This is a genomic window from Cryobacterium sp. N22 (assembly GCF_002929555.1).
Taxonomy (GTDB): Bacteria; Actinomycetota; Actinomycetes; order Actinomycetales; family Microbacteriaceae; genus Cryobacterium.
In genome coordinates this window covers 80942-105230 of sequence record NZ_PJJP01000034.1, presented here as the reverse complement: position 1 = coordinate 105230, position 24289 = coordinate 80942, and the positions used below count along the sequence as shown (strand labels likewise).

At 71.2% G+C, this 24289-nt stretch carries 21 protein-coding genes; 12 read left to right on the top strand and 9 right to left on the bottom strand.

The genetic code is table 11. The annotated features are described in order from the left end of the window. The first annotated feature begins 201 nt into the window (after positions 1-201). From CXY76_RS09650 to CXY76_RS09615, 8 genes are all read left to right on the top strand, one after another. Positions 202-1038, top strand: coding sequence for an SDR family NAD(P)-dependent oxidoreductase (locus CXY76_RS09650; RefSeq protein WP_104164020.1), 837 nt, complete (start codon positions 202-204; stop codon positions 1036-1038). Positions 1039-1236: 198 nt separating this feature from the next. Further along, entirely contained in the window at positions 1237-2274 is a 1038-nt protein-coding gene (locus tag CXY76_RS09645; protein WP_199190258.1) for a LacI family DNA-binding transcriptional regulator, read from the top strand. Next, positions 2271-3776 (top strand): sugar ABC transporter ATP-binding protein, encoded by a 1506-nt coding sequence (locus CXY76_RS09640; protein ID WP_104164018.1) that lies wholly within the window; start codon positions 2271-2273, stop codon positions 3774-3776. Before CXY76_RS09645 ends, CXY76_RS09640 begins: the two co-directional genes overlap by 4 nt. 19 nt (positions 3777-3795) lie before the next feature. After that, positions 3796-4767 (top strand): ABC transporter permease, encoded by a 972-nt coding sequence (locus tag CXY76_RS09635; protein ID WP_104164017.1) that lies wholly within the window; start codon positions 3796-3798, stop codon positions 4765-4767. Between the two features lie 46 nt (positions 4768-4813). Further along, positions 4814-5758, top strand: coding sequence for a substrate-binding domain-containing protein (locus CXY76_RS09630; RefSeq protein ID WP_104164016.1), 945 nt, complete (start codon positions 4814-4816; stop codon positions 5756-5758). Further along, positions 5755-6750, top strand: coding sequence for a ribokinase (locus CXY76_RS09625; RefSeq protein WP_233199682.1), 996 nt, complete (start codon positions 5755-5757; stop codon positions 6748-6750). The genes CXY76_RS09630 and CXY76_RS09625 overlap by 4 nt, the downstream gene beginning before the upstream one ends. After that, positions 6747-7130, top strand: coding sequence for a D-ribose pyranase (rbsD, locus tag CXY76_RS09620; RefSeq protein ID WP_104164015.1), 384 nt, complete (start codon positions 6747-6749; stop codon positions 7128-7130). The genes CXY76_RS09625 and rbsD overlap by 4 nt, the downstream gene beginning before the upstream one ends. Positions 7131-7223: 93 nt before the next feature. Beyond that, positions 7224-7991, top strand: coding sequence for a VIT family protein (locus CXY76_RS09615; RefSeq protein ID WP_104164014.1), 768 nt, complete (start codon positions 7224-7226; stop codon positions 7989-7991). On the opposite strand, the gene CXY76_RS09610 is transcribed toward CXY76_RS09615, so the two are convergent. The 4 genes from CXY76_RS09610 to CXY76_RS09595 form a co-directional block, all read right to left on the bottom strand. Continuing rightward, a complete protein-coding gene (locus tag CXY76_RS09610) occupies positions 7988-8695 on the bottom strand; it encodes a M50 family metallopeptidase (RefSeq protein ID WP_104164013.1) in 708 nt (235 codons plus the stop codon). The genes CXY76_RS09615 and CXY76_RS09610 overlap by 4 nt on opposite strands. 1 nt (position 8696) lies before the next feature. Beyond that, complete coding sequence (locus CXY76_RS09605) at positions 8697-9275, bottom strand: GNAT family N-acetyltransferase (protein ID WP_104164012.1); 579 nt, start codon at positions 9273-9275, stop codon at positions 8697-8699. An 80-nt stretch (positions 9276-9355) separates the two neighbouring features. Further along, positions 9356-9727, bottom strand: a complete 372-nt coding sequence (locus CXY76_RS09600; RefSeq protein WP_104164011.1) for a DUF488 domain-containing protein — start codon at positions 9725-9727, stop codon at positions 9356-9358. 35 nt (positions 9728-9762) lie between these two features. Continuing rightward, a complete protein-coding gene (locus CXY76_RS09595) occupies positions 9763-11976 on the bottom strand; it encodes a copper-translocating P-type ATPase (RefSeq protein ID WP_369826117.1) in 2214 nt (737 codons plus the stop codon). A 96-nt stretch (positions 11977-12072) separates the two neighbouring features. Between CXY76_RS09595 and CXY76_RS09590 the strand changes: the two genes are divergently transcribed. Beyond that, positions 12073-12309, top strand: a complete 237-nt coding sequence (locus CXY76_RS09590) for an SHOCT domain-containing protein (protein WP_104164010.1) — start codon at positions 12073-12075, stop codon at positions 12307-12309. A gap of 162 nt (positions 12310-12471) precedes the next feature. Here CXY76_RS09590 and CXY76_RS09585 read toward each other — a convergent pair whose 3' ends face one another. Together CXY76_RS09585 and CXY76_RS09580 are read right to left on the bottom strand one after the other, a co-directional pair. Next, on the bottom strand, positions 12472-13104 hold the full coding sequence (locus tag CXY76_RS09585; protein WP_158253876.1) for a GNAT family N-acetyltransferase: 633 nt from the start codon (positions 13102-13104) through the stop codon (positions 12472-12474). A gap of 169 nt (positions 13105-13273) precedes the next feature. Further along, positions 13274-19678 (bottom strand): SCO7613 C-terminal domain-containing membrane protein, encoded by a 6405-nt coding sequence (locus tag CXY76_RS09580; RefSeq protein ID WP_104164008.1) that lies wholly within the window; start codon positions 19676-19678, stop codon positions 13274-13276. 145 nt (positions 19679-19823) lie between these two features. Here CXY76_RS09580 and CXY76_RS09575 point away from each other — a divergent pair, with 145 nt between their 5' ends. After that, the gene (locus tag CXY76_RS09575) at positions 19824-20441 is read left to right on the top strand and encodes a TetR/AcrR family transcriptional regulator (RefSeq protein ID WP_158253875.1); all 618 of its coding nucleotides are present in this window, start codon (positions 19824-19826) and stop codon (positions 20439-20441) included. A gap of 51 nt (positions 20442-20492) precedes the next feature. Then, positions 20493-21467 carry a DUF5692 family protein gene (locus CXY76_RS09570; protein ID WP_104164006.1) on the top strand — a complete coding sequence of 325 codons (975 nt, stop codon included), beginning with the start codon at positions 20493-20495 and terminating at the stop codon, positions 21465-21467. A 137-nt stretch (positions 21468-21604) separates the two neighbouring features. Here CXY76_RS09570 and CXY76_RS09565 read toward each other — a convergent pair whose 3' ends face one another. The 3 genes from CXY76_RS09565 to CXY76_RS09555 are packed head-to-tail and all read right to left on the bottom strand — an operon-like array spanning position 21605 to position 23244. Then, on the bottom strand, positions 21605-22420 hold the full coding sequence (locus CXY76_RS09565; RefSeq protein ID WP_104164005.1) for an alpha/beta fold hydrolase: 816 nt from the start codon (positions 22418-22420) through the stop codon (positions 21605-21607). Positions 22421-22469: 49 nt separating this feature from the next. Next, positions 22470-22913, bottom strand: a complete 444-nt coding sequence (locus CXY76_RS09560) for an SRPBCC domain-containing protein (RefSeq protein ID WP_104164004.1) — start codon at positions 22911-22913, stop codon at positions 22470-22472. Then, entirely contained in the window at positions 22906-23244 is a 339-nt protein-coding gene (locus tag CXY76_RS09555) for a helix-turn-helix transcriptional regulator (protein ID WP_104164003.1), read from the bottom strand. Before CXY76_RS09555 ends, CXY76_RS09560 begins: the two co-directional genes overlap by 8 nt. A 117-nt stretch (positions 23245-23361) precedes the next feature. On the opposite strand from CXY76_RS09555, the gene CXY76_RS09550 reads away from it, so the two are divergent. Then, positions 23362-24282, top strand: coding sequence for an AEC family transporter (locus CXY76_RS09550; RefSeq protein WP_104164002.1), 921 nt, complete (start codon positions 23362-23364; stop codon positions 24280-24282). Positions 24283-24289 lie beyond the last annotated feature (7 nt).

Below are 24289 nucleotides of genomic sequence, written 5' to 3'. Positions count from 1 at the left end.
TCTCTCGGCGCCCCGGGCGTGCTCGCGGCAGGTGTTGTGCCCGGCGGCACGTGATACTCCCCGCGGCAGGTGGTCTAACGCGTGCCGCGGCGCATAACTCGTGCCGCGACGCAAAACGTGTGCCGCCGCGACGCGGGTGGAGTGTCGCAGCGAACCCCACGCCGTTTTCCGCGCGCCGCCGGTAGTTGGGATGATTGACCCATGACTCGAACCGTTTCCGGAGCCCGCGTGCTGATCACCGGCGCCGCCATGGGCATGGGCCGCCTCTACGCCGAGCGGGCCGTCGCCGAGGGCGCACGGGCCGTGATCCTGTGGGACCGGGACGCCGCCGCGCTCTCGGCCACCGCCGCCATCCTCACCGAACGCGCGGGCGGCGGCACCCAGATCGCCCCCTACGTGGTCGACATCGCCGACCTGGGCGCCATCGCGCAGACCGCCCAACGGGTGCGCACCGAGGTGGGCAATCCCGACATCGTGATCAACAACGCGGGCATCGTGCGCGGCTCGTTCTTCTGGGAGCACGACAACGGCGACGACACCCGCTCCACGATGCAGGTGAACGCCCTGGCCCCGATGTACATCACCCGGGAATTCCTGCCCGCCATGATGCGCAACCCGTACCGCGAATCGCGCATCGTCAACATCGCCTCCGCCGCCGGGATGCTCTCCAATCCGCGGATGAGCGTCTACGCGGCCTCCAAGGCCGCCGTGATCACCTGGAGCGATTCGCTGCGCCTCGAGCTTGCGCAGCAGGGCTTCGACCACGTGCGGGTGAGCACCATCGCGCCCAGCTACATCTCCACCGGCATGTTCGACGGCGCCCGCGGGCCGCTGTTCACCCCCGTGATGACCCCGGAGTACGTGGTCAACCGGGTCTGGCGGGCGATGCTCGCCGGTTCGCCCCAGCTGCTGATGCCGTGGACCGTGGGCTTCTCCAAGAAGCTGCGCGGCGTGCTGCCCCTGCCCGCCTGGGACGCCGTGGCCGGCCGGGTCTTCGGCGTGTACAGGTCGATGGACACCTTCGTCGGGCGCCGCTGACCCGATCAGCGCAGCGCGGATGAGCCGTCCCGGATGACGCGGCGCGGATGACCGTACCTGGTTGAGACCTTCGGTTGACACGGTCTTGTCGCGCGACGTACGATGGAAACGATTCCATGGAAACGATTCCACGAGATCGCCAGAAGCACCAGGCACCAAGCACGAAGCACCAACGCACGCACACACAAGGGAGTGGCTGTGGAAGCCGTAACGATCAAGGAAGTCGCCGCACTCGCGGGCGTCTCGGTGGGCACGGCCTCCAGGGTCCTGTCGGGCAACCCCGCCACCTCGGCCGACACCCGCGAACGCGTTGCCGCCGCGGCCGCCGAGCTGGACTACCAGCCCAACGCCCAGGCCCAGGCCCTGCGCTCCACCCGGTCCAACTCCCTCGGCCTGCTGGTGCCGGATGTGCGCAACCCGTTCTTCGCCGACCTCGCGCACGCCGCCGAACAGGCCGCCCTCTCGGCCGGCTACGTCACCCTGCTCGGCAACGCCAACGAGCGCAACGACCAGCAGGACCGCTACCTCGACACCCTCATCTCCCGCCGCGTCGACGGAGTGATCGTCGCCCCCGTCGGCGACGACGGCGGCCGGCTGCGCGCCCTGATCGAACGCAAGGTTCCCACGGTGCTCGTGGACCGCACCGTTCCCGGCCTCGACCTGCCCAGCGTCACCACCGACAGCGAGACCGGCATCCGCCAGGCCGTGCAGCACCTCGCCGAACAGGGCCACACCCGCATCGGCTACATCTCGGGCCCGCAGGCCACCTCCACCGGCCGGGACCGCTTCGCGGCCTTCACCCGCGCCGTCGCCGAGGCCGGCCTCAGCCAGGACCCCGACCTGGTCTACTTCGGCGACTACCAGGCCGCCAGCGGCTCGGCCGGCGTGCACGCCCTGATGGACCTCACGAACCCGCCCACCGCGTTGCTCGCCGCCGACAGCCTGATGGCCGTCGGCGCCATCAGCATCCTGCACAAGCTCGGGATGCGCATCGGCACCGACATCGCGCTCGTCGCCTTCGACGACATCGAGTGGTTCGCGCTGCTCAACCCGGCGCTGAGCGTGATCGCGCACAGCGTGGAAGACATGGGCCGGATCGCCATCGACCTGCTGCTGCAGGTCATCAACGGCCAGAGCCCCGAATCGGTCGTTCTGCCCTCCGAACTGATCGTGCGGGCCTCCTCGGCCACGCCGATCCGCCCCACCAGCACGACTGAGCAATGGAGCCAGCAATGACCGTGAACCCTCTGATCACCCTGCAGAACGTGACCAAGACCTTCGGCCAGGTCACCGTGATCCAGGATGTCACCGTGAGCGTCTACCCCGGCCAGGTGCAGGTGCTGCTCGGCGAGAACGGCGCCGGCAAGTCCACCCTGATCAAGATGGTCGCCGGCGTCTACCAGCCCGACGGCGGCCAGATCCTCGTCGACGGCACCGTGACCACCCTGCCCACCACCCGCGCCGCCGAGGAACACGGCATCGCCACCATCCACCAGGAACTCAACCTCGTGGCCACCATGAGCGTGGCCGAGAACGTGATGCTGGGCCGGATGCCCACCAAGCTCGGCATGGTCGACCGCAAGGAACTGCGCCGGCAGGCCCGCGCCGCCCTGGCGCTGATCGGCCTCGAGATCGACGTGGACACCCCGGTGGGCGAGCTCGGCATCGCCCGGCAGCAGCTGGTGGAGATCGCCAAGGCCCTGAGCATCAACGCCCGGGTGCTCATCCTCGACGAACCCACCGCCGCGCTCACCCGGCACGAAACCCAGGCCCTGTTCGCCGTGATGGCCGACCTCCGCCGGCGCGGCGTCGGCATGCTCTTCATCAGCCACCACCTCGACGAGATCGCCGAGGTCGGCGACACCGTCACCGTCATCCGCGACGGCCACTTCATCGCCGAGGTCCCCGCATCCACCCCCGAAGACGAGCTGGTCAAGCTGATGGTCGGCCGCAGCATCGAGGACCAGTTCCCGCGCCGTGCCGACGAGACGCCCGCGCTCACCGAGGTCCTCACGGTCGAGAACCTCACCAGCGCCGGCCACTTCGACGACATCAGCTTCACCGTGCGCGCCGGCGAGGTGCTCGGCATCGCCGGGCTCGTCGGGGCCGGCCGCACCGAACTCATCCGCGCCATCGCCGGCGCCGACCGCTACGACACCGGTTCCGTCGCCGTGCGCGGCACGCCGCTGCCCAAGGGCGACATCCAGGCGGCCATCCGGGCCGGCATCGGCCACGTGCCCGAAGACCGCAAGGGCCAGGGCCTCGTGCTGGACGCCTCGGTCAATGACAACCTCGGCTACGCCACCCTGGCCTCCAGCGCCAAGCTCGGCCTGGCCGACTTCACCGGCCAGCGCCGCCGGGCCGAGGCCGTCGCCGCGAAGCTGCGCATCCGGATGCACACCATCGACCAGCCGATCCGCTCGCTCTCCGGCGGCAACCAGCAGAAGGCGGTCTTCGGCCGGTGGATCATCGCCGCCTCGACGGTGCTGCTGCTGGACGAACCCACCCGCGGCGTGGACGTGGGCGCCAAGGTCGAAATCTACGAACTGATGAACTCGATCACCGCAGCCGGCGGAGCCATCGTCATGGTCTCCAGCGAACTGCCCGAGATCCTGGGCATGAGCGACCGCATCCTCGTCATGCGCGACGGCCGGCTGGCCGGCGAACTCAGCGCAGCGGATGCCACCCAAGACACCGTCATGACTCTTGCTGCCCGCGACGTAGCCGCGCAGCGCTGAAACCGAAGGAACTGAAACTATGTCCACGACCACCCTCGCGCCCACCCGACGCTCCTTCGACTACAAGACCTTCCTGGCCAACAACGGCGCCCTGGTCGGCCTGGTGGTGCTCTGCATCGCGCTGGTCATCGCCACGCCGGACTTCCTGACCGGCCAGAACCTGCTCAACATCGGCATCCAGGTGTCGACAGTGGCGGTGCTCGCCTTCGGCATGACCTTCGTCATCGTCGCCGGCGGCATCGACCTGTCGGTCGGCGCCGTCGCGGCGCTCTCGGCCATGGCCTCCGGCTGGTTCTTCGTCAGCGCCGGGATGCCCGGCTGGGTCGCGCTGCTCGGTGGCCTCGCCGTCGGGCTCCTCGCCGGTATCGTCAACGGCGCCGCGAACGCCTACGGCAAGCTGCCCTCCTTCATCGCCACCCTGGCGATGCTCAGCGTGGCCCGCGGCCTCACCCTGGTGATCTCCGACGGCCGGCCGATCAAGACCGCCGCAGAGGTGTCGTTCCTCGGCGGCAACATCGGCCCGGTGCCGATGCCCATCGTGATCCTGGTCCTGGCCGCGCTGGTCGCCTCCTTCATCCTCAACCGCACCGTGCTCGGCCGCTCCATGTACGCGGTCGGCGGCAACGCCGAGGCCGCCCGGCTCTCCGGCCTGCCGGTGAAGCGCATCATCGTCACGGTCTTCGCCCTGGCCGGCGTCTTCGCGGCGCTGGCCGGACTGCTCCTGGCCGGGCGCCTCGACTCCGCGCAGCCGCAGGCCGCCGCCGGCTACGAGCTGGATGCGATCGCCGCCGTCGTCATCGGCGGGGCCTCGCTCTCCGGCGGGCTCGGCAAGATCTCCGGCACCTTCATCGGCGCCCTGGTGCTCGTCGTCATCCGCAACGGCCTCAACCTGCTCAACGTGTCCTCGTTCTGGCAGCAGGTCGTCATCGGCCTGGTCATCGCCCTCGCGGTGGGTGCCGACGTGCTCCGCCGCAAGACCCGCAACAGCTGACCCCCTCACTTTCCCCAACCCCGCCCCACCCACAAAAGGAACCACAATGAAGTCATCCTCCTTTCGCCGTATCGCCGCCGTCACCGCCACGGCCGCACTGATCCTCGCCGGCACCACAGCCTGCGGCCGCGGCAGCGGTGACGAGGCCAGCGGACCCAAGGTCGTCCTCGCCATCTCCACCCTGAACAACCCGTTCTTCGTCGAACTGCGTGACGGCGCCCAGGCCGCCGCCGACGAGGCCGGCGTCGACCTCTACATCGTCGACGCCCAGAACGACTCCGCCACCCAGGCCAACCAGCTGGCCACGGCCGCCGCCGGCAGCACCAAGGCCGTCATCGTCAACCCGGTCGACTCCGACGCCGCCAGCGCCTCGGTGAACACCCTGACCGCCGCGAACATCCCGGTCATCGGCGTGGACCGCACCGTCAACGACGCCGACCTGACCAGCCTGGTCGCCAGTGACAACGTCGCCGGCGGCAAGCAGGCCGCCGACGAGCTCGCCGCGGCCATGGGCGAGAAGGGCACCGTCATCTCCCTGCAGGGCGTGTCCGGCACCTCCGCCAGCCGCGACCGCGGCGCCGGCTTCGACGAGGGCATCGCCGCCTACCCCGACATCACCGTCGTCGCCGAGCAGACCGCGAACTTCGACCGCGCCTCCGCCCTCGACGTCACCACCAACCTGCTGCAGGCCAACCCCGGCGTCACCGGCATCTTCGCCGAGAACGACGAGATGGCCCTCGGCGCCATCCAGGCTCTCGGCGCCCGCGCCGGCGCCGAGGTCTCCGTCGTCGGCTTCGACGGCACCGCGGATGGCCTGACCGCCATCTCGGACGGCTCGCTCTACGCCACCGTCGCCCAGCAGCCCGCCGAGCTCGGCAAGCTCGCCATCGAACTGGCCGTCAAGGCCATCAACGGCGACGACGTCGAAGCGACAGTTCCCGTCAAGGTCGTCTCCGTCACGAAGACGAACGTGGGCGACTTCTCCAAGTGACCCCGCCAACCCCGAAACCCCACTCCGGGACGGCCCTGACCGGGGTCGTCGTGGTCGGCTCGATCAACGCCGACCAGGTCACCACCGTCGCGCGTCATCCGCTGCCCGGCGAGACCCTGATCGGCACCTCGATGGTCGTTCTGCCCGGCGGCAAGGGCGCCAACCAGGCCGTCGCCGCCGCGCAGCTCGGCGCCCGGGTGGGCATGGTCGGCGCGATCGGCCTGGACACCCTGGCCGCCTCCGCCACGGCGATCCTCGAATCCGCGAACGTCGACCTGTCCGCCGTGCGGACCGTGGCCGGGCCAACCGGCCTGGCCGTGATCACCGTGGCCGCCGACGGCGAGAACACCATCGTCGTCATTCCCGGGGCCAACGCCACGGTGGATGCCGACGTCGTCGGCCAGAGCGCCGACCTGATCGCCGGGGCCGCCGTGGTGGTCCTGCAGGGCGAGATCCCCGCGGCCGGAATCGCCGCGGCCGCCCGGCTCGCCCGCGGACGGGTCGTGCTCAACCTCGCCCCCGTGATCGAACTGGACCCGGCCACGATCGCGGCCGCCGACCCGCTGATCGTGAACGAACACGAGGCCGCGCTGCTCCTGGCGCAGCTCACGCCCGGCACAACGCCGCCCGCCTCGGACGCCGAGGCGGTGGCCCGGCTGCGCGAGTGGGGGGTGACCTCGGTCGTGCTCACCCGCGGTGCGCTCGGCGCGATCGTCTCCGACGCCGAGGGCACGGATGCCGTGGCCTCGCCCGTTGTGGTGGCGGTCGACAGCTCCGGTGCCGGCGACGCTTTCGTGGGCGCGCTGAGCGCCCGGCTCGCCGCCGGCGACAGCCTCCGCGAAGCGGCCCGGCTGGCCGTGCGGGTCGGCGCGTTCGCGGTGCAGTCCCGTGGCACGCAGCCGTCCTATCCGCACGCGGGCGACATCCTGCCCGAGGTCGGCGCCGATCACGGCGCCGATCACACAACCGAGAAGATCGAGGCACACCCGTGAAACGCACCGGCATCCTGAACGCCGACCTGAACGCGGCACTGAGCCGCCTGGGTCACGGCGACATCGTCCTCGTCGCCGACTGCGGGATGCCGGCGCCCGCCGGGGTGCCGGTGATCGACCTCGCCCTGGTGCACGGGGTTCCCGGGTTCGAGCAGGTCCTCGACGCGTTGCTGGGCGAACTCGTCGTGGAGCGCTGCGTGGCCGCGGAGGAGGCGAAGGGCACCGTGGCCCAGGACTGGCTGAGCGGGCGCTTCACCGACATCGAGTACATCGGGCACGGCGAGCTCAAGGCGCTCTCGGCGTCGGCGCGGGTGTTCGTGCGCACCGGGGAGGCCACCGCCTTCGCCAACGCCGCGCTCGTGTGCGGGGTGCCGTTCTAGCGGATTAGGTTAGCCTTTCCATCCTCTGATCAGGGGGATTAGGCAAGCCTTTCCAGGCTGGCGGAGCCCGCGCGAGGTGCCTATGGTGACTCTATGGCCATCCTCTCGCCCCCGTTTTTCAGGCCCTTTCACGCCGCCCCGGATGCCGCAGCGCGCGTCGAAACAGTGGGCGCCTCGCAGAGCGGCAGCCTGGCCACCCGGCTCAACTGGCTGCGCGCCGGCGTGCTCGGCGCCAACGACGGCATCGTCTCCGTGGCGGCCATCGTGGTCGGCGTCGCGGGCGCCGGTGGCAGCACTCCTGCCATCGTCGCCGCCGGCGCGGCCGGCCTCGTCGGCGGCGCCATCTCGATGGCGCTCGGCGAGTACGTCTCGGTGAGCAGCCAGAGCGACAGCCAGCGCGCGATGATCCAGAAGCAGAAGCGCGAGCTACGGGACGACCCGGCCGGCGAACTGGACGTGCTCACCTCGCTCTACGAGGAGCGGGGACTGGCCCCGGCCACCGCCCGCCAGGTGGCGGTCGAACTCACCGAGAAGGATGCGCTCAAGGCGCACCTGTCCCTCGAGCTCAACATCGTCGAGGAAGAGGTGGCCAACCCGTGGCACGCCGCCGGCGCGTCGGCGCTGGCGTTCACCCTCGGCGCCATCCTGCCGCTGTTGGCGATCCTATTGCCGCCGGAGGGCATCCGCGTGCCCGTGACCTTCGCAGCCGTGCTGGTGGCGCTCGCCCTCACCGGAGCGCTCGGCGCCCGCTTGGGCGGCAGCCCCCTCGCCCGCGCCACCGTACGCGTGGTCACCGGCGGCGCCGCGGCCCTCTTCGTCACCTGGCTGGTCGGCACCCTGCTGGGCGTGACCGTCTTCTAGACCAGGCCGAGCAGCCGCGCCGCGCCCACGAGGCAGGCGCCGGCCACGGCGAAGAACACGACCACCCAGAACAGGCCGGGCAGGTGGCTGAGCCGTGCCAGCTGGTCGGCGTCCGAGGCGGTGCCGCCGCGGCGCGACCGGGTGGCCTGCAGCTCGACGACGGTGCGCAACGCCCCGAGCAGCAGGAACGCGGTGACCAGCACGGCGAAGATGCTCTGCACGGCGGGGGAGCCAAACCAGGTGACGGCGAAGACCACCGCCGCGGTGACGGCCACCGACCACAGGCCGAACCAATTACGAATCTGCACCAACAGCAACGCCAGCGCCGCGAGCAGCGCCCAGAGCAGGCCGATGTCGTGGCCCAGACTGAGCATCCACGCCGCCCCGAGCCCGAGCAGGGCCGGCGCCGTGTACCCGGCGAGCAGGGTGAAGACCATGCCGAGCCCGCGGGGCTTGCCGCGGCTCACGGTGAGGCCGGAGGTGTCGGAGTGCAGCCGGATGCCCTGCAGCCGGCGGCCCCCGAGCGCCGCGACGAGCCCGTGGCCGCCCTCGTGCACGATCGTGATGCCGTGCCGGGTCAGCTTCCAGGCCGGCGGAACCAGCACGAGCAGGGCGGCCGCGGCGATGGTCAGCCACACGGTCAGTGCCGGCAGCGGAGCGTTCGTGGCCGAGACGCGGGTCCAGAATTCGAGGAGCAGGTCCATCTCAGCGCGCCGTGGCCAGGACCATTTCCAGGTGCCGCTCCGAGGTGCGCCGCGGGTCGGTGATGTACTCGCCGGTGGGCCGGGCGCCGTTCTTCTCGTAGAAGCGGATGGCGCGGTGATTGCTTTCGTGCACGTGCAGGTAGAGCCGGTCGAGGCCCTGTTCCTCGGTGACCCAGGCGCGCACGGCACCGAGGAGTCGCGTGGCCACTCCGGTGCGGCCGCGATAGGAGGGGTCGACCCAAACTCCGACGAGGTTGGCGCGCGGCGGGCCACCGATCGGGAGCTCATCCGGCCGGTAGCTCGGCGGGCCGGAGGACACGAACGCGGCCATGGTGCCGACCCACTGCTCACCCGGGGTGCGCGCGACTACCTGGAAACTGGTGGGTTCGGTGTTCCGGGCACCGCGCTGGCGCCAGTCCGTTTCGGTGAGCGCGAGGGCGGCGGCGAACGATTCGAAGAAGCCCAGCGGGAAGTTGGCGATGGACCGGAGACGGATATCGCGCAAGCCGGCCCAATCGTCGGCGGTGGGACAGTAGAGCTCCACAGCGCGGGGTGCGGCGGGTGTTCGTGTTTCGGCCATCAATGGAGGCTAGTCGTGTTCTCTGACCAACGGGTCAATCGTGCGGACGGCGCCGGCCGCCAGGCGCAGCCGGTCGGTCGCTACGGGAGCGCCGGCGCGGCCAGATAGTCGGCGAGGATTCGAGCATGATTGACCCGTTCGTCCTTGGCGCCGTAGAGCAGGGTGGTGCCGGTCGGGTTCCGGGTGTCGAGGTCGCGCAGTTCGGCGACCGCCAGGGCGGTATTCGGTTCGGTGTCGAGTTCGGCGCGGTAGCGGGCGGCGAATTCGTCGATCCGGTCCGGGTCGTGGTTCCACCAGGTTCGCAGGGCCGGCGACGGGGCCACGTCCTTGAGCCACGCATCCAGGTTGGCGCGCTCTCTGCTGATGCCCCGCGGCCACAGTCGATCGACCAGCACCCGGCAGCCGTCGTCGTCGGATGCGTCGTCGTAAATGCGCTTGATCCGGAAAGCCATGTCCACACCGTAGACCTCGCGGCGTGGCCGGGGAGTCAGGGCAGCGACGGCGCTGGGGCGAGGCCGCGGTCGCCGAGCACGCGGGCGCAGCTCACCTCCGGCCGCAGGTCGAGGCGGCGCAGCAGCTGGGCGTTCACGGCCACGACCACCGTCGAGGCCGACATCAGCAGCGCGCCCACCTCCATGGGCAGCACGAAACCGATCGGGGCGAGTACCCCGGCGGCCAGGGGCACCGAGAGCAGGTTGTAGCCGGCGGCCCACCACAGGTTCTGCGTCATCTTGCGGTAGCTGGCCCTGGAGAGTTCGATCACGGAGAGCACCGACCGGGGGTCGTCGCTGGCGAGCATGACGCCCGCCGACGCTATCGCGACATCCGTGCCGGCGCCGATGGCGATGCCCACGTCGGCCTGGGCCAGGGCCGGGGCGTCGTTGACCCCGTCGCCCACCATGGCCACCCGGTGCCCCTCCCGCTGCAGCTGCACCACCGTGGCGGCCTTATGGGCGGGGTGCACGCCGGCGAAGACCCTGTCGATGCCGAGCTCGGTGGCCACCGCGTGCGCCACCGCCTCGGCGTCGCCGGTGATCATCACCACGGCGATGCCCAGCGCGTGCAGGGCGTCGACGGCCTCCTTCGACTCCGGCCGCACCTCGTCGGCGAGGCCGATAGCCCCGATGACCCGGCCGTCCCGCAGCACGTGCAACACGATGGCGCCCTCGGCGGCCCAGGCATCGGTGCGCTCAAGCGGCGCGGCACCGTGGCGGCCGAGCAGGCTCGGCCCGCCCACCGAGACCTCGTGGCCGGCGACCGTGGCGCTCACGCCCACGGCGGTGGCCGCCCGGAACCCGGTGGCCGCGGGCACGGATCGGCCGCGGGCCGCGGTGACGATGGCCCGCGCCAGCGGATGCTCGCTGTCGGCCTCCACGGCGGCCGCCAGGGTGAGCACGTCCTCCTCGGTGTGGCCGGCAGCGGCGTGCACATGGCTGACCACGGGCTCGCCCCGGGTGAGGGTGCCGGTCTTGTCGAACAGCACGGTGTCGACGGTACGCATGCTCTCCAGAGCGAGCCGGTCGGTCACCAGCACCCCGCCGCGGGCGGCACGCTCGGTCGCGATCGACACCACCAGCGGAATCGCCAGGCCCAGAGCGTGCGGGCAGGCGATCACGAGGACGGTGATGGTGCGCATCACGGCGTCCTCTGGGCTGCCGAGCAGGCTCCAGGCGATCGCGGTGAGCACGCCGACCCCGAGAGCGAACCAGAACAGCCAGCCGGCCGCCCGGTCGGCGAGGCGCTGCGCCCGCGATGACGAGGCCTGCGCCTCGGCGACGAGCCGGCGGATGCCCGCGAGCGCGGTGTCGTCGCCGACCGCGGTCACCCGCAGCCGCAGGGCCGTGTCGGTGGCGACGGTGCCGGCCACCACGGGGTCGCCGGGGCCCCGGCGCACCGGCCGGGACTCGCCGGTGATCATCGACTCGTCCACCTCGGCGGTGCCCTCGGTGACCCGGCCGTCGGCGGGGATCCGGCCGCCCGGCCGCACGATCACCAGGTCGCCCACCCGGAGGTCGGCGGGAGCGACGAGCGTGACGGCCCCGGCATCCACCCGCTCGGCCTCGTCGGGCAGCAGCGCTGCCAGCGACTCGAGCGCCGAGGAGGACTGCGCCAGCGAGCGCATCTCGATCCAGTGGCCGAGCAGCATGATCACGATCAGCAGGGCGAGTTCCCACCAGAAATCGAGCTCCATGGCCAGGATGCCCAGGCTCGCGCCCCACGAGGAGAGGAACGCCACGGTGATCGCGAGCGCGATCAGCAGCATCATTCCGGGGGAGCGCTGTCGGAGCTCGGCCACCGCGCCGGTGAGGAACGGGCGGCCGCCCCAGACGTACATGACGGTGCCGAGCACGGGCGAGATCCAGGCGGCCCAGGCGGCGTCAGGCAGCTCGTAGCTCAGGAGCATTGCGAACATGCCGCTGAAGGCCACGACGGGCACGGCCAGCGCCAGCATCAGCCAGAACAGCCGCCGGAACTGGCCGACGTGGTCGCCGTGGCCGGCGTGACCCATGGCTCCGTGGTCCATTGAGGTGTGGTCCATGGCGGCGTGGTCCATCGAGGTGTGGTCCATGGTCGCGTGGTCCATCGAGGTGTGGTCCATTCCGGCGTGATTCAGCGCGGCAGGGCCCGTGACGGGCGGGTCAACGGGCCCGTGGGCTGATGTCTCGGAGTGCGCCTGGTGGTGATCTGAGTGGGAAGCCATACCCACAACATATACCCCCTAGGGGTACCTGACAAGGAAAACGAGGCTACCGTGGGAGCACGACCACCCGCGCTTGTCGGAGGAAAGGGACCCGTGATGATGTGGGGATACGGAATGAACCCGGTCTGGCTCTGGATCTACGGGCTGCTGTCGTTGGGAGCGACGGTGGTGCTCATCGTGTGGACCGTGCGGGTGTTCCGCAACGACTCGCCCAGCCCGGTGGGCCCGCGCACCACCGACGCCCGGCGCATCCTCGACGAGCGCTATGCCCGCGGCGAGCTCACGGCCGAGCAGTACCGGCAACAGGTCACCGACCTCGGCGAGCAGCCCTGATCGGGTGCCGGCGCGGCCGAGCTAGTACGTGAAGGCGGAGAAATTCGGGACTCGCCGTGCCGGCTGCCACAACACGCCGATGGAGCAGGAAATTCTCCGCCTTTAGCGCAGGCGCAGGCGCAGGCGCAGGCGCAGGCGCAGGCGCAGGCGCCGGCGCTCGGGTCAGCCGAGACGGATGATCGCGGCCAGCAACTCGGGCGTGAGCGGGCGGTCGGCGAAGATAAGCCGTTCGAGCGCGGTGGTGTCGGGTAGTGCGGGCGCGTCGGCGGGTGTCGTGCCGGGCGCGCCCCGCCCGCGCCACACTCGGGTGAGCCCGATGCGCTCGAGCACCCGCACCGAGGCCGGGTTGGCGGCCAGGACACGGGCGGTGACCGGGTACGCCGAGGCCTGCGCCACGGCGAGGGCCACCGTGGCGGCCTCGGTGGCCAGGCCGATTCCCCAGCTGGCCGGGGTCAGCCGGTAGCCGAAGTTGCGCGCCCCGCAGTCCATCAGCATCGCCGAGGCCACCCCGATGAGGGTCCCCGCCGGCAGTGCAGTGCCGGGCAGGTCGGTGCCGGGCAGGTCGTGCCGCAGCCGAATCGCCCAGCGTCCCAGACCGGATGCGGCCCAGCTCTGCTCGCTCTCGTCGACCACCCGCTCGGTCTGCGCGAGCGTCGTGTGGCGGCCGGCCGGCAGGTGCAGCCATGTGGCCGGGTCGGCGTAGATGGCGTGTACCTCGGCCACATCGGCCGGGGCGAGAGGCGCCAGCCGCAGACGGGCCGTGGTGAGGTACTCGGGGGCGTCGGTTTCGGTCACCTCCCCATGTTTCCACGACGCACGGCGCCGGCCATCCCGCCCCGTCTTCCCGGCCTTCCCGAGGCGACGACGAGGTCGATGGCCACCTCCTTCAGGAGTTATGCACCCCGCACCCCGCACCCCGCGCCCGGGGCGGCGGACTGGGCACGGGGCGCCCGGGGGAGGCGGGCTACCGCAGCGCGGAGATCCTGAGGGCCACCGTCTTGAAGTTCTGGATGCGCTGCTCGTAGCGTGCGGCGAGCACGATCAGCAATACGCCGCCGATGCCGAGCCAGAGCCACCACTGCACCGAGACGTAGAGCAGGGCGATCCATGGCCAGAGCTGGGCGAGCGCGTGCACCAGCAGCACCGCGGCGCCGAGCACGAACGGAGCCTGCAACCGCCGCGCGGTGCCGAGCAGCAGCACCGCGATCGCGACCACGCCGAGTCCCACCACGCGCCAGATCGGGCTGAAACTCAGGTCGAGCAGTAGCGAGGGCACCAGCAGTAGGAGCAGACCCGGGGAAAGCGCACGCCAGCTGCCCGCGGCGGGCACCCGCCGTAGGTGCACCAGCCCGGCGGCCACGAGCGCCAGGGCCAGCGGCACGCTGACGATCTCGATGGGGTCCGGTACGTCCTGGATCAGGCCGGCACCGAGCATCCCGGCGGCGCCGGCGAGGGCCACCCAGGCGATGAGCCGGCCCAGGGGGCTGCGGTCGCCCCAGAACGCGGCAAGGAACACCGCCGCGAAGACCCAGACCACCAGCACCACGCGCACAGTGGCCAACGGCGAGTAGCCCAGCGCGATCATTTCGGCGAGCACCGTGCCGAGCAAGGCCACGACGACGAGGGCGTACCCGCCGCGGAGCGGCAGGCTGGAGGCATCGGCGGAATCCGAGCTGCGGGCAACCCAGACCAGGCAGGTTCCGGTGGCCACCAGGACGGCCGCGGCCGGCAGCAGCCAGGCCTCCAGCTGGCCGGTGGGCCCGGCGGGCGTTCCGGGGAGGGCGAGGATCCGCAGGGCGGCCGTGACCAGGACGGTGATCGTGCCCACCAGGCAGGCCGGCCAGGCCAGCAGGGTCCAGCGTGGGTGGTGCACGTGCAGGGCGCCCAGGATGGCCAGGGCACCGCCGATCGACAGGGTGAGCACCGCACGCACCGGGGTTCCCTCTGCGCCGAGGACGGCGCTGGGCAGCAACGCCACGGCCAGGCCCACGGCGAGACCGGCCTGCACCAGGCGGGCCGAGGGGGCCTGGGTAGCGGCAGTCGGCCCCCGGCCGATGACCCCTGCCGCGATCAGCTGCCCGACGACCAGGGCGAGCCCCAGCGGCACGGTGCCCAGCTCGACAGGGTCGAGCAGGTCCCGGCCGAGACCGGCGACCAGCACCAGGAAGCCGGCCGCCACGAGTAGCCAGGCCAGCAGGTCGCCCGCGCGGCTGCGGTCGAACCAGCGCACGGCGACCTGAAGCACGGCGAACAGCCCGATCAGGGCGATCACCCGGCCCTCGGCGAAGGCCGCATAGGGCAACGCGGCGGTCTCGGCCCCCAGGATGCCGGCGAGCGCGACGATGACGAGGCCGTAGCCGAGCAGGCGGCGCGACCCGGCCGGGTCCACGGTCGCCCCCGCAGCACCTGTGGCACTGCCCGGAACCGGCCGCCCCAACGCCGAGGAGCGGGCGATGATGACATAGCCCGCGCCGATGAGCAGCAGGGCGGCCGGCAGCAGCCAGGCCTCGAGCCGTCCGTCCGGGCCGGCGGGCGAGCCGAGCAGCGGACGGATGCGCCCGGAGGCCGCGACGGCAATGGCAACGGCGCCGACCAGAACGCCGGGCCAGGTCACGATCAGCCACCGCGCCCGGGTGATCAGCAGGGCTCCGGCGAGCAGGAGAATGCCGCCACCGCAGAGCACCAGCACCGGACGCAGCAGCGCGCCCTGGGCGCCCTCGACAGCGCTGGGCAGCAGCACCAGACCCAGGCCCGCGGCGAGCCAGACCTGCAGAAGCTGGCCGGCAGCAGGAACGCTGGCCGACGCCGGGTCTCGCGCCGGACCGAGGAGCCCGGCGGCCAGGAGCTGCCCGAGAATCAGGGAGAGCCCCAGCGGCACCGTCGTGAGTTCGAGCGGGGTGGGCAGCCCGAACCCGAGGCCGGCCAGGAGGGCGATCAGGCCCGCGGCCCAGCTGAGCCAGGCGAGCACGGTGCCCGCGGGGCTCCGGTCGAACCGGCGCAGGGCCACGTGCAGCACGGCGAACAGCCCGACCAGGGCAATCACGCGTCCCTCAGCGTACGGGCCGTACGGCAGCGAAGCGGTTTCCGCACCGAGGATGCCGAGCAGCGCCAGGCCGACGAGACCGTAGCCGAAGCCCCGGCGCACGGTGCGGGGCCCGGTCGCCGTGAGCGTCTGGGCAGACGCGACGGTGAACGGCGTGTTCATGATGATGATGCCGCCGGCGACCACCAGCAGCAGCGCCGCGGGCAGCAGCCACGCCTCGAGGCGCCAGTCGGCGACGCCCGCGCCGGGTGAAAGCAGCGACAGGATGCGCCCGGTCGCCGTGAGCACGACGGCCGCGGCTCCCACGAGCAGGCCGGGCCAGGCGAGCAGGCTCCACCGGGGGCGGCCCAGCAGCACGGCGCCCGCGACGGCGAGCAGGCCGCCGAGGGCCAGGGTGAGCAGTTGGCGCACGGCGTCGTCGGTGAGGCCGGCGGTGCTGAGGGTCGAGGCACCGGGCGAGGCCGCCACGAGGGCGCTGGGCAGCAACGCGAGCGCCAGCCCGGCACCGGTCCACGCCCACGCGGTGCCGGCGGGCCGGACGCCGTTGGTGGCCAGGGGTCGGGCCGAGACGAGCTGACCGGCCACCAGGGCGAGCCCGACGGGCACCGTCACGAGCTCGAAAGGCTCCACCGCGGCGGTGACGAGCGCGGCCCCGGCAACAAAACCGGCCAGGCCGGCACAGGTCCACGCCACGATGCTGCCCAGCGGCACACGCGGTCGCCAGAGCGCCAGCACGTGCCCCACGGCAAGAACGGCCACGAGGGCCATGGCGCGCCCAGCCGCCAGGCTCGAGGTGTCGAGCGAGGCCGTTTCCATCACGGTGAGGGTGCCCAGGGCCACGATCAAAAGCGCGACACCGGCGCGGTCCCTGGCCACGCGGGTGCGGGCATCCGGGTGGCGCACCAGCAGGAACGCCGCGACCGCCGTGATGCCCACGGTGGGCAGCAGCCACGCCTCGAGGAGCGGCCCCGTGGAGCCTACGGAGTCGAGCACGCGCAGCGAGCGGGCGACGCCCGTGCTGAGTAGCCCGAGAGCGCCGGCCAACCCGGCCGCGGCCAGGTAGGCCGAGCGCGGCGGCGTCCAGCGCACCAGCGTGGCGCCGACGAGCAGCACCGCGGATGCCGCGCCGACGACGACCGGACGCACCGGCGACCCGGTCTGCGCAGTGAGGGCCAGGGGGAGCAGGGCCACCGAGAGGCCGGCCAGGGTGAGCAACGCGGCGCCCGGGCTCGCGGTGACGGCGCGGTCGACGCGGCCGTAGCGCCAGAGCAGCGCGGCCAGGAGCAGCAGTAGGCCGGCCAGGGGGAGCACGTAGGCCTCCACCGGGGTGGTGCCGGCGCGGGCCAGGCCCCACCAGAGGCCGCCGGTGGCCGAGACGAGCGAGAGCCAGCCGACGTGGCGGCGCCAGGAGGTCGAGGCGAACAGGCCGTCGGCGTCGATGGCGGTGAGCAGCAGGGCCACTGCGGTGAGCAGCAGCACCAGCCAGCCGAGCTCGCTGAGTCCGGGCTGCAGGAAGACCGAGGCGAGCACCACGGCGGCGCCGATCTCCAGACCGGCCGAGGAATCCGCCCAGGCGCTGGTCCTGCCACTGGTAGTGGCGCCGGGCGTGGCGCCGTTCGTGTCGGTGGGGGTGCCGGCGAGGGTGCGGAGCACGAGGGCCAGCGCCACCGTGACCAGGGCGGCGATCGGCGCGGCGAGCACCGACACCGTGGCGGGCGCCTCCGTGATCGAGATGAGGTTCACGGTGAGTGCGAGCACGGCCGGGGCCACGAGGAGCGCGCCGGCGAACCGTTCACAACGCAGGTCGCTGCCGGGGCTCAGAGTCCAGAGCAGCGTCGCGGCCACGATCAGCGCAGCGGCCAGGATTCCGGCGACGGGCACGCCCAGCGGGAGCGTCGCCCGGTCGGCAACGCCCAGGCCGTCGATGATGCGCCCGGTGGGCAGCACCACGCCCAGCAGGGTCGGGGCGAGCAGGGTCCAGAACGCTGCTCGGCGTTCGACGACGGTGAAACCGCCGATCCGGCCCTGGGCCAGGAGCAGCTGGAGCAGACCGGTGACCAGCGCCACGGCGAGGACCACCAGCAGCCAGAGCACGGCCGTGGTGGGCGGCGCGGCGAGGGTGAGCGACTCCGGCGCCGCGACGGCGCCGATGAGGGTGAGCACAATCGCACCGGAGAGCAGCACCCCGCGGCCGCCGGCCTGGGACTCGCGGTGCAGCAGCAGGCGGGCGAGGAACACGGCCAGCACCGCCGACAGCGTGCCGAGCCACCAGCTGGTGCTGCCGGCCCAGCTCACGGCGTAGCCGAGCGCCTCGGCGGAGATGAAGAAGGTCACCAGAATCGGGCGATAGCCGCCCAGGGGCACACGCCGGGCGCGGGCGAGCAGGAGCACGGTGAGGGTGGCGGCGCCCAGCAGCAGGTACAGCGGCAGCACCAGCCAGAGCGCCTCGGTGAACGGCACGGCGAGCAGCACCATGACGAGACCGAACCAGGCGAGCATCCGCAGGCGTGGGACGAGCACCGCACCGGCCCGCCAGAACCCGGCCACCAGCACGCCCACGCCGGCCAGCGTGGCCAGGGCCCAGACGCTCATGTCGTTGACCGAGACAATCGGATCCCCCGACGGGCCGAACGCCGAGAGCAGGGCGAGCGCCAGCGGTGCGGCGGCCGTGGCCAGTGCAACCGCACCGATCATGGCCACGAACGCCGCGGCGGTGAGCGTGGCAGTGAGCAGGGCGATGCGGGCGGAGCCGGCCGCGCGCCGCCGCAAGGCCAGTTCGAGGCTCAGCGCCAGAGCGGTGGCGGCCAGCAACGGAACGGTCACGAGCAGGGTGTTGTCCTCGGTGCGCCAGACGAACACCTCGATGCCGAACACCACCGTCAAGGTGGCCAGGCTCGCGGATGCGTAAGCGAAAACCCTGTAGAGGGCATCCGGTGTGCGCCCGGTCAACGCGACGACGGCGTGCGCGAGCGAGATGGCGGCCACGGCGCCGAAGGTGAGCAGCGGAACGGCCGTTTCGGCGGGAGCCACGAATCCGGCGGTCACCGTGGCGGTCGCCAGGGCGAGAGCGGCCAGGGCGAGCAGGGCGATCCTCTCGGCGGCGCGGTCCACGGCGGGCCAGAACGAGGCCGTGCCCGGCCGGGTGAATCTGTGCAGGAGCGCGCCGGTGGCGACGCCCAGGGCGGCCAGGAACACCCGGGTGAGCGGCTCGGCGTCCGCCGCCAGCCCGGCGGCCAGCAGGCCCACGGCCGGTGCGGCCGCGGCGAATCCGGCCACGCTGGCCACCCGCAGCGACGACACCGCGTGCCAGAGCAGGAACAGTGCCGTGCACACCGTCAGCGTCGCGCCCCAGAAGAGGAGTCCGTCGGCGTCGCCGAGGCCGAACAGGTTGTTCTGCCGCAACGCCCAGGCGTCCAGGAGCACCAGCACCACGGCGAGGGCGCCGATGCCTTCCGCGGTGCTGACCAGTCCCTTGCGCCGCAGCAGCCCCGCTGTGGCCAGCATGGCCAGGGTGAAGAGCCCCACGATGGCCGAACGAACGGCCAGGCCGGCGACGACGAAGGCCACGGTGAGGAAGACGATCGCCGCGACCGAGACGAGGGTGACGCCCACGAGCAGCAGCACGACCTGCACGCTCGAGCGCTTGTGGGGGGCCGGGCCGGTCGGCGTTGCCGGGGCGGGCGTGCTCGGCGGTGTCGGCGGCGTGTGAGCGGCCGGGCGACCGGCGTCGGGCGTTGCGAACGGAGGAATCGGAGGAGCGAACCGGGCAGGTTCGGCAGCTGCGGCGGCGGGTGCGGCGACGGTAGGGGAGGCCGGCGCTGCGGAGGCGATGCTGATGGGCGACTGCGCGGTGACCTGCGCCGCGGCCCGGGTTTCGGCCGTGGCCTGTGCGGAAAGCTGGGCGGCAGCCTGCGCGGCCCGGGCCGCGTCGGCCTCGGCGGCCTGCTGGGCTTGGACCTGCGCGTGGGCCTGTGCCTCGCGCTCGCTCGCGACCCGCCGTTCGGCTTCGGCGGCTTGCGCCGCCGCCTGTTGCGCCGCCACCTTCTCGGCCGCCAGCGCCGTCTGGGCCTCGGCGACCTCGAAGCGGATCTGACCGATCAGCTGCACCCGCCGCTCGAGGGCGGTGGCGGCATCCGTCGACGCGGTGAGCAGTTCGCGGGCGGCCGGATGGCGCAGGTCGAGCCCGCAGGACGGGCAGACCGGGCTCGGCAGCGCGGTCAGGCAGGCCGGGCACCGGGACGTATCGGTGAGTTCGGCCGCGTTGAGCGGCCAATGAAAGCGCCCGACGTACTGCGCGAAGTCGCGAATGGAGCTGCTCGGTGACATCAATCCCCCTGATGAATGGTGCGGCTTCCACAGGCTAGTGGTTCGGCGGCGCGGCGGAGCGAGTTGCCCACAGGGGACACCCCACTTCGGGGCGATTGACGCGGTGTCATTGACGCTGTGTCAACCGCGGGAGTACCGTGCGATCATGAGCACCACGAAGACCTCCCCGCGGCTGAGCAAACAGCCCGACGAGCGCCACGACGAGATCGTCGCCGCCACCCGGCAGCTCTTCGCCGAACGGGGCGTGGCCAAGGTCTCCGTCACCGAGATCGCCAAGCGCGTCGGCGTCACGCGGGGCCTGATCTACCACTACTTTCCCGACCGGGACGCGTTGATCGACCTGATCTTCGAGGACCACATCGCTGAGTTCGTCGAGGCCGTCTCCCGCTGGGACGCCGACCGGGAGCCCGGCAACGTGTCGAAGGCGCTGCTGGACTGCGTCGTGCTGTTCCGCCACCACCTGCACGCCAAGGACATGTTCCGCGAGGACCTCGGCCACCCCGAGAACGCCGGCCTCTACAACCGGTTCGTGGACCGCGCCGTGCGCGCCATCGTCGAGCGCCTGCGGGTGACCACGGTCGAGGCCTACGCCCGGGCGCACCACATCGAGATCGACCACGTCGGCGAGGTCTTCTACGTGTTGGTCTACGGCCTGATCGGCCTGGTGCGCTCGTCGCCAGATGTCGACGACGAGGTTCTGGTCGCCATCGTGCGGCAGACGCTGCACCTGGACATGGGCACTCCGCCCGAACCAGCCCTATAACCAACACCGCCGCACCACCCCATAAAGAAAACCGAATAAGGAGAAACGAAGATGTTCCTGTACGAGTCAATCCCCTGGTACTCCACGCTGATGTGGGTTGCGGTGGTGGCGGGCCTGATGCTTGCCAACGAGATCGCCCGAGCCAGCAAGTGGGCCGCGCTCGTGTTGTTCATCGGGTTGCCGGTGGTGCTCACCATCTTCGTCTGGCCGCACACCGCGGGCGCCGACTCCAGCACCGGAACCTGGTTCCACTGGGTCAAGGTGTACTCCGCGCTGGCCGGCTGCCTGGGCTTCATGGCCATCCGCTTCATCCCGAAGCTGCAGAAAAACAGGTACTGGCTGATGTTCCCGGCGGCGATCCTCGCGCTGAACATCTTCGAGGCGGTCATCCGCGACTTCCAGGTGTACGGCATGCAGGGCATGGTTGACGGCGTCTTCATGGTGGGCGGCCCGTGGAACATCATGAACGGCATAGCCGGCCTGCTCAACCTGGTCACCATCTGCGGCTGGGCGGGCATCATCATCAGCCGCGGCAAGAAGAAGGACATGATCTGGCCCGACATGCTCTGGTTCTGGATCATCGCGTACGACCTGTGGAACTTCGCCTACGTCTACAACGCCGTCGGTGACCACTCCTTCTATGCCGGCGCCGCCCTGCTGATCTCCTGCACCATCCCCGCGTTCTTCATCAAGCGTGGTGCCTGGCTGCAGCACCGGGCGCAGACCCTGGCGTTCTGGATGATGTTCACCATGGCCGTGCCCACGTTCGTGACCAGCTCGAAGTTCGCGGTCGAGTCCTCGCACAACCCCACCGCGCTGTTCATCGTCAGCGCGATCTCGCTGGCCGCCAACATCGCCGTGGTCGTCTACCAGGTGCGCGTCATCGTGCGCACCAAGCGCAACCCGCTGAAGGACGAGCTGTTCGTGGAGCTGCCCGCCTACCAGAAGGTGCTGGCCGACAACCGGCCGCTGGATGCCGAACCCGGCACGAGCGCTCCCGCCGCGCCGGTCGCCTCCCGCGTCTAGCTCCGCACCACACCATCCCGCGTTCCGCGCAGCACCATCCCGCGTTCCGCGCAGCACCATCCCGCGAGAGCGGTCGTGTGGTTGCCTCGAGCCTCTCGAAGCAACCACATGGCCGCTTTCGCGGCAGTTAAGGGGCGCTACAGGTTGTTCTCGGCGAGCCAGCCGAGCAGCACTCGCTGCACATCTTCGGGGCGTTCCACGTTCGGCAGGTGTGCGGTGTCGCGAAACACACATCCGCTGGCGTCGGGCACCGTGGAGACCAGGTACTCGTAGGCCGCGAGCACCTCCGACATGTCGTACTCGCCCACCGTCACCAGGGTGGGCACCTCGATGTCGACGACCCTGTCGTAGGCGGGCGGTTCGAGGGGAAGCGACACGGGGTGCTCCTCGGCGTGGATGACATTCACCCGGTTGAGCGCGTAGGCGGCCTCGACGAACTCGGGGTCGAGGTCCTCCTCGCGGCGCAGCGGGCCGAAATCCCAGATCGCGGCCTCGAGCCGGGCCAGCCTGTGCCAGTCCTGGGCTTCGAAGGCCTGGTCGATCTCGTCGAACCTGGCGTCCTCCACCTCGGTCAGCTCCGTGTCGGGGAACCCGCTCGGTCCCGAGCCGATCACGATCAGCCCGGCCACCCGGTCCGGGCTCTCCACCGCGAGGTCGATGGCGATGCCGCCGCCGCGGGAGCAGCCGATCAGGGTGGCGCGGGCCACGCCGAGATGGTCGAGCACGGCCAGCGCATCCGCCCGGTTGGAGAACTCGACATCGTCGGTGCTGGTCTGGCCGAAGCCGCGGGTGTCGAAGCGGATGACGAAGTGGTCCGCGGCCAACGCCTCGATCTGCGGATCCCACATGCGTAGGTTCGCGATACCCGCATGAAGCAGCAGAAGCGCCGGCTTCGAGGCATGTCCGTCGGTTTCGTAGTACAGGCTCGCGCCCGGCACGGTGAGGTGAGGCATGAGTCGAGCGTAGGGGAGCGGCGTCCGCGGCGAAAGAGCGGCGCGGCTCTTAGACCCTGGCAGCGAGGGTGGTGTCCATTGCGTCGAACACGGCCCGCCAGCCCACCGTCGTGCCTTCGTACTCCTCGGCAGAGAGGTTGCCGCCGGTCTGGCTGAAGCGCATCTCGGTGCCGCCGTCCACTGCGGTGAGCACCACGGTGAGCAGTTCGCGGGCGTCACCGGGTTGGAACGTCGTGGTCAGCACCAGCTTGTTCGGGCGGTCGACCTCGAGGTACTCGCCCCGCCAATGGAACTGCAGGTCCGGACTGAGAATCATGGTGGCCTTCCAGGTGCCCCCTGGGCGGACGTCCAGCGAGACGGAGTCGAGGGGGACCTCGGCCGCGCTGCCGCCCCACCACGCGGCGAAGGTTGCCGGGGTCACCCAGGCATCGAAGACGGCTTCTGGTGGTGCCGCGAACGTGCGGGTGATGTGGGAGCCGTGTGTCTCAGTCATTGGTCGTGCCTTTCTCTTCGGAGGTGAGCTGGTCGTCAAGCGCATCGAAACTTCTGTCCCAGAACCGGCGGTAGCCGTCGATCCAGTCGGCCGCGGGGGCGAGCGTCACGGCGTTCAGCCGCGCCGGCCGCCACTGGGCGTCGCGGCCGCGGGAGATCAGCGCCGCCCTCTCGAGCACCTGAAGGTGCTTCGAAATTGCCGGCAGGCTCATCTCGAACGGTGCCGCGATGTCGTTCACCGTAGCCTCGCCCTGCGACAGCATCGCGAGAATAGCCCGACGGGTGGGGTCGGAGAGCGCCGCGAAGGTCCTGCTGAGTTGATCCGTTGCCATGCACCAATAATAAACCTTGTGGTTAATTAAAGACAAGGCTAAATAACGAGCCGGCTGCTGAAGCCGTGGCCCAGCCGGGTGCGAATCCGGCATCGGCGGTGGCCGTAGGCTCGAAGAGTGGGCGGTGTACTGGTCGGGTTTTCGATCATCGGGTTTGTGATCCTGGTGGGTTACCTCGTCGAGCGCACCGGCGTGGCCGGCGAGGACGCCGGCCGGGTGCTCAACCGCATCGCGTTCTTCGTGGCCACCCCGGCGCTGCTGTTCACCGTTCTCTCGCACGCGGATGTGCACGTGTTGTTCTCCGCGTTCCTCGCCACGGTGCTGTGCAGCGTGATCGTCGGCATGCTGCTGTATATCGTGCTGGCCAGGATTTTCTTCCGGAACCCGCTGCCGGAGACCGTGCTCGGCGCCACCAGCGCCACCTACGTGAACGCCAACAACATCGGCCTGCCGGTGGCCATCTACGTGCTCGGCAGCGCCCAGTACGTGGCGCCGGTGTTGCTGCTGCAGCTGCTCGTTCTCGCGCCGATCACCCTGAGCATCCTCGACGCCTCCACCCGCGGCCGGGTGTCGGTGCGCAGCATCCTCACCCAGCCGCTGCGGAACCCGATGATCATCGCCTCCGTGCTCGGCGTGCTCGTGGCCGCCTTCGGCATCCCGGTGCCCGACGCCGTGATCGCGCCGCTGGATATCATCGGCGGCGCCGCGATCCCGCTGGTGCTGATGTCATTCGGCATGTCCCTGCACGGCCAGCGGCTGCTGCAGGCCGGCACCGGGCGCAAGCAGGTGGTCGCGGCGTCGGCGATCAAGGTGGTGCTGATGCCCGTCATCGCGTACCTGTTCGGCCGGTTCGTGTTCGGGCTGGCCGGCGCCGAGCTGTTCGCCGTGGTGACCGTGAGCGCGCTGCCGACCGCGCAGAACATCTTCAACTTCGCGTCCCGGTACGACCGGGGCGTGGTGGTGGCGCGGGACACCGTGCTGGTCACCACGATCGGTGCGATCCCGGCGCTGGTGATCGTCGCGGCGCTGCTCGCCTGAGCCGCCG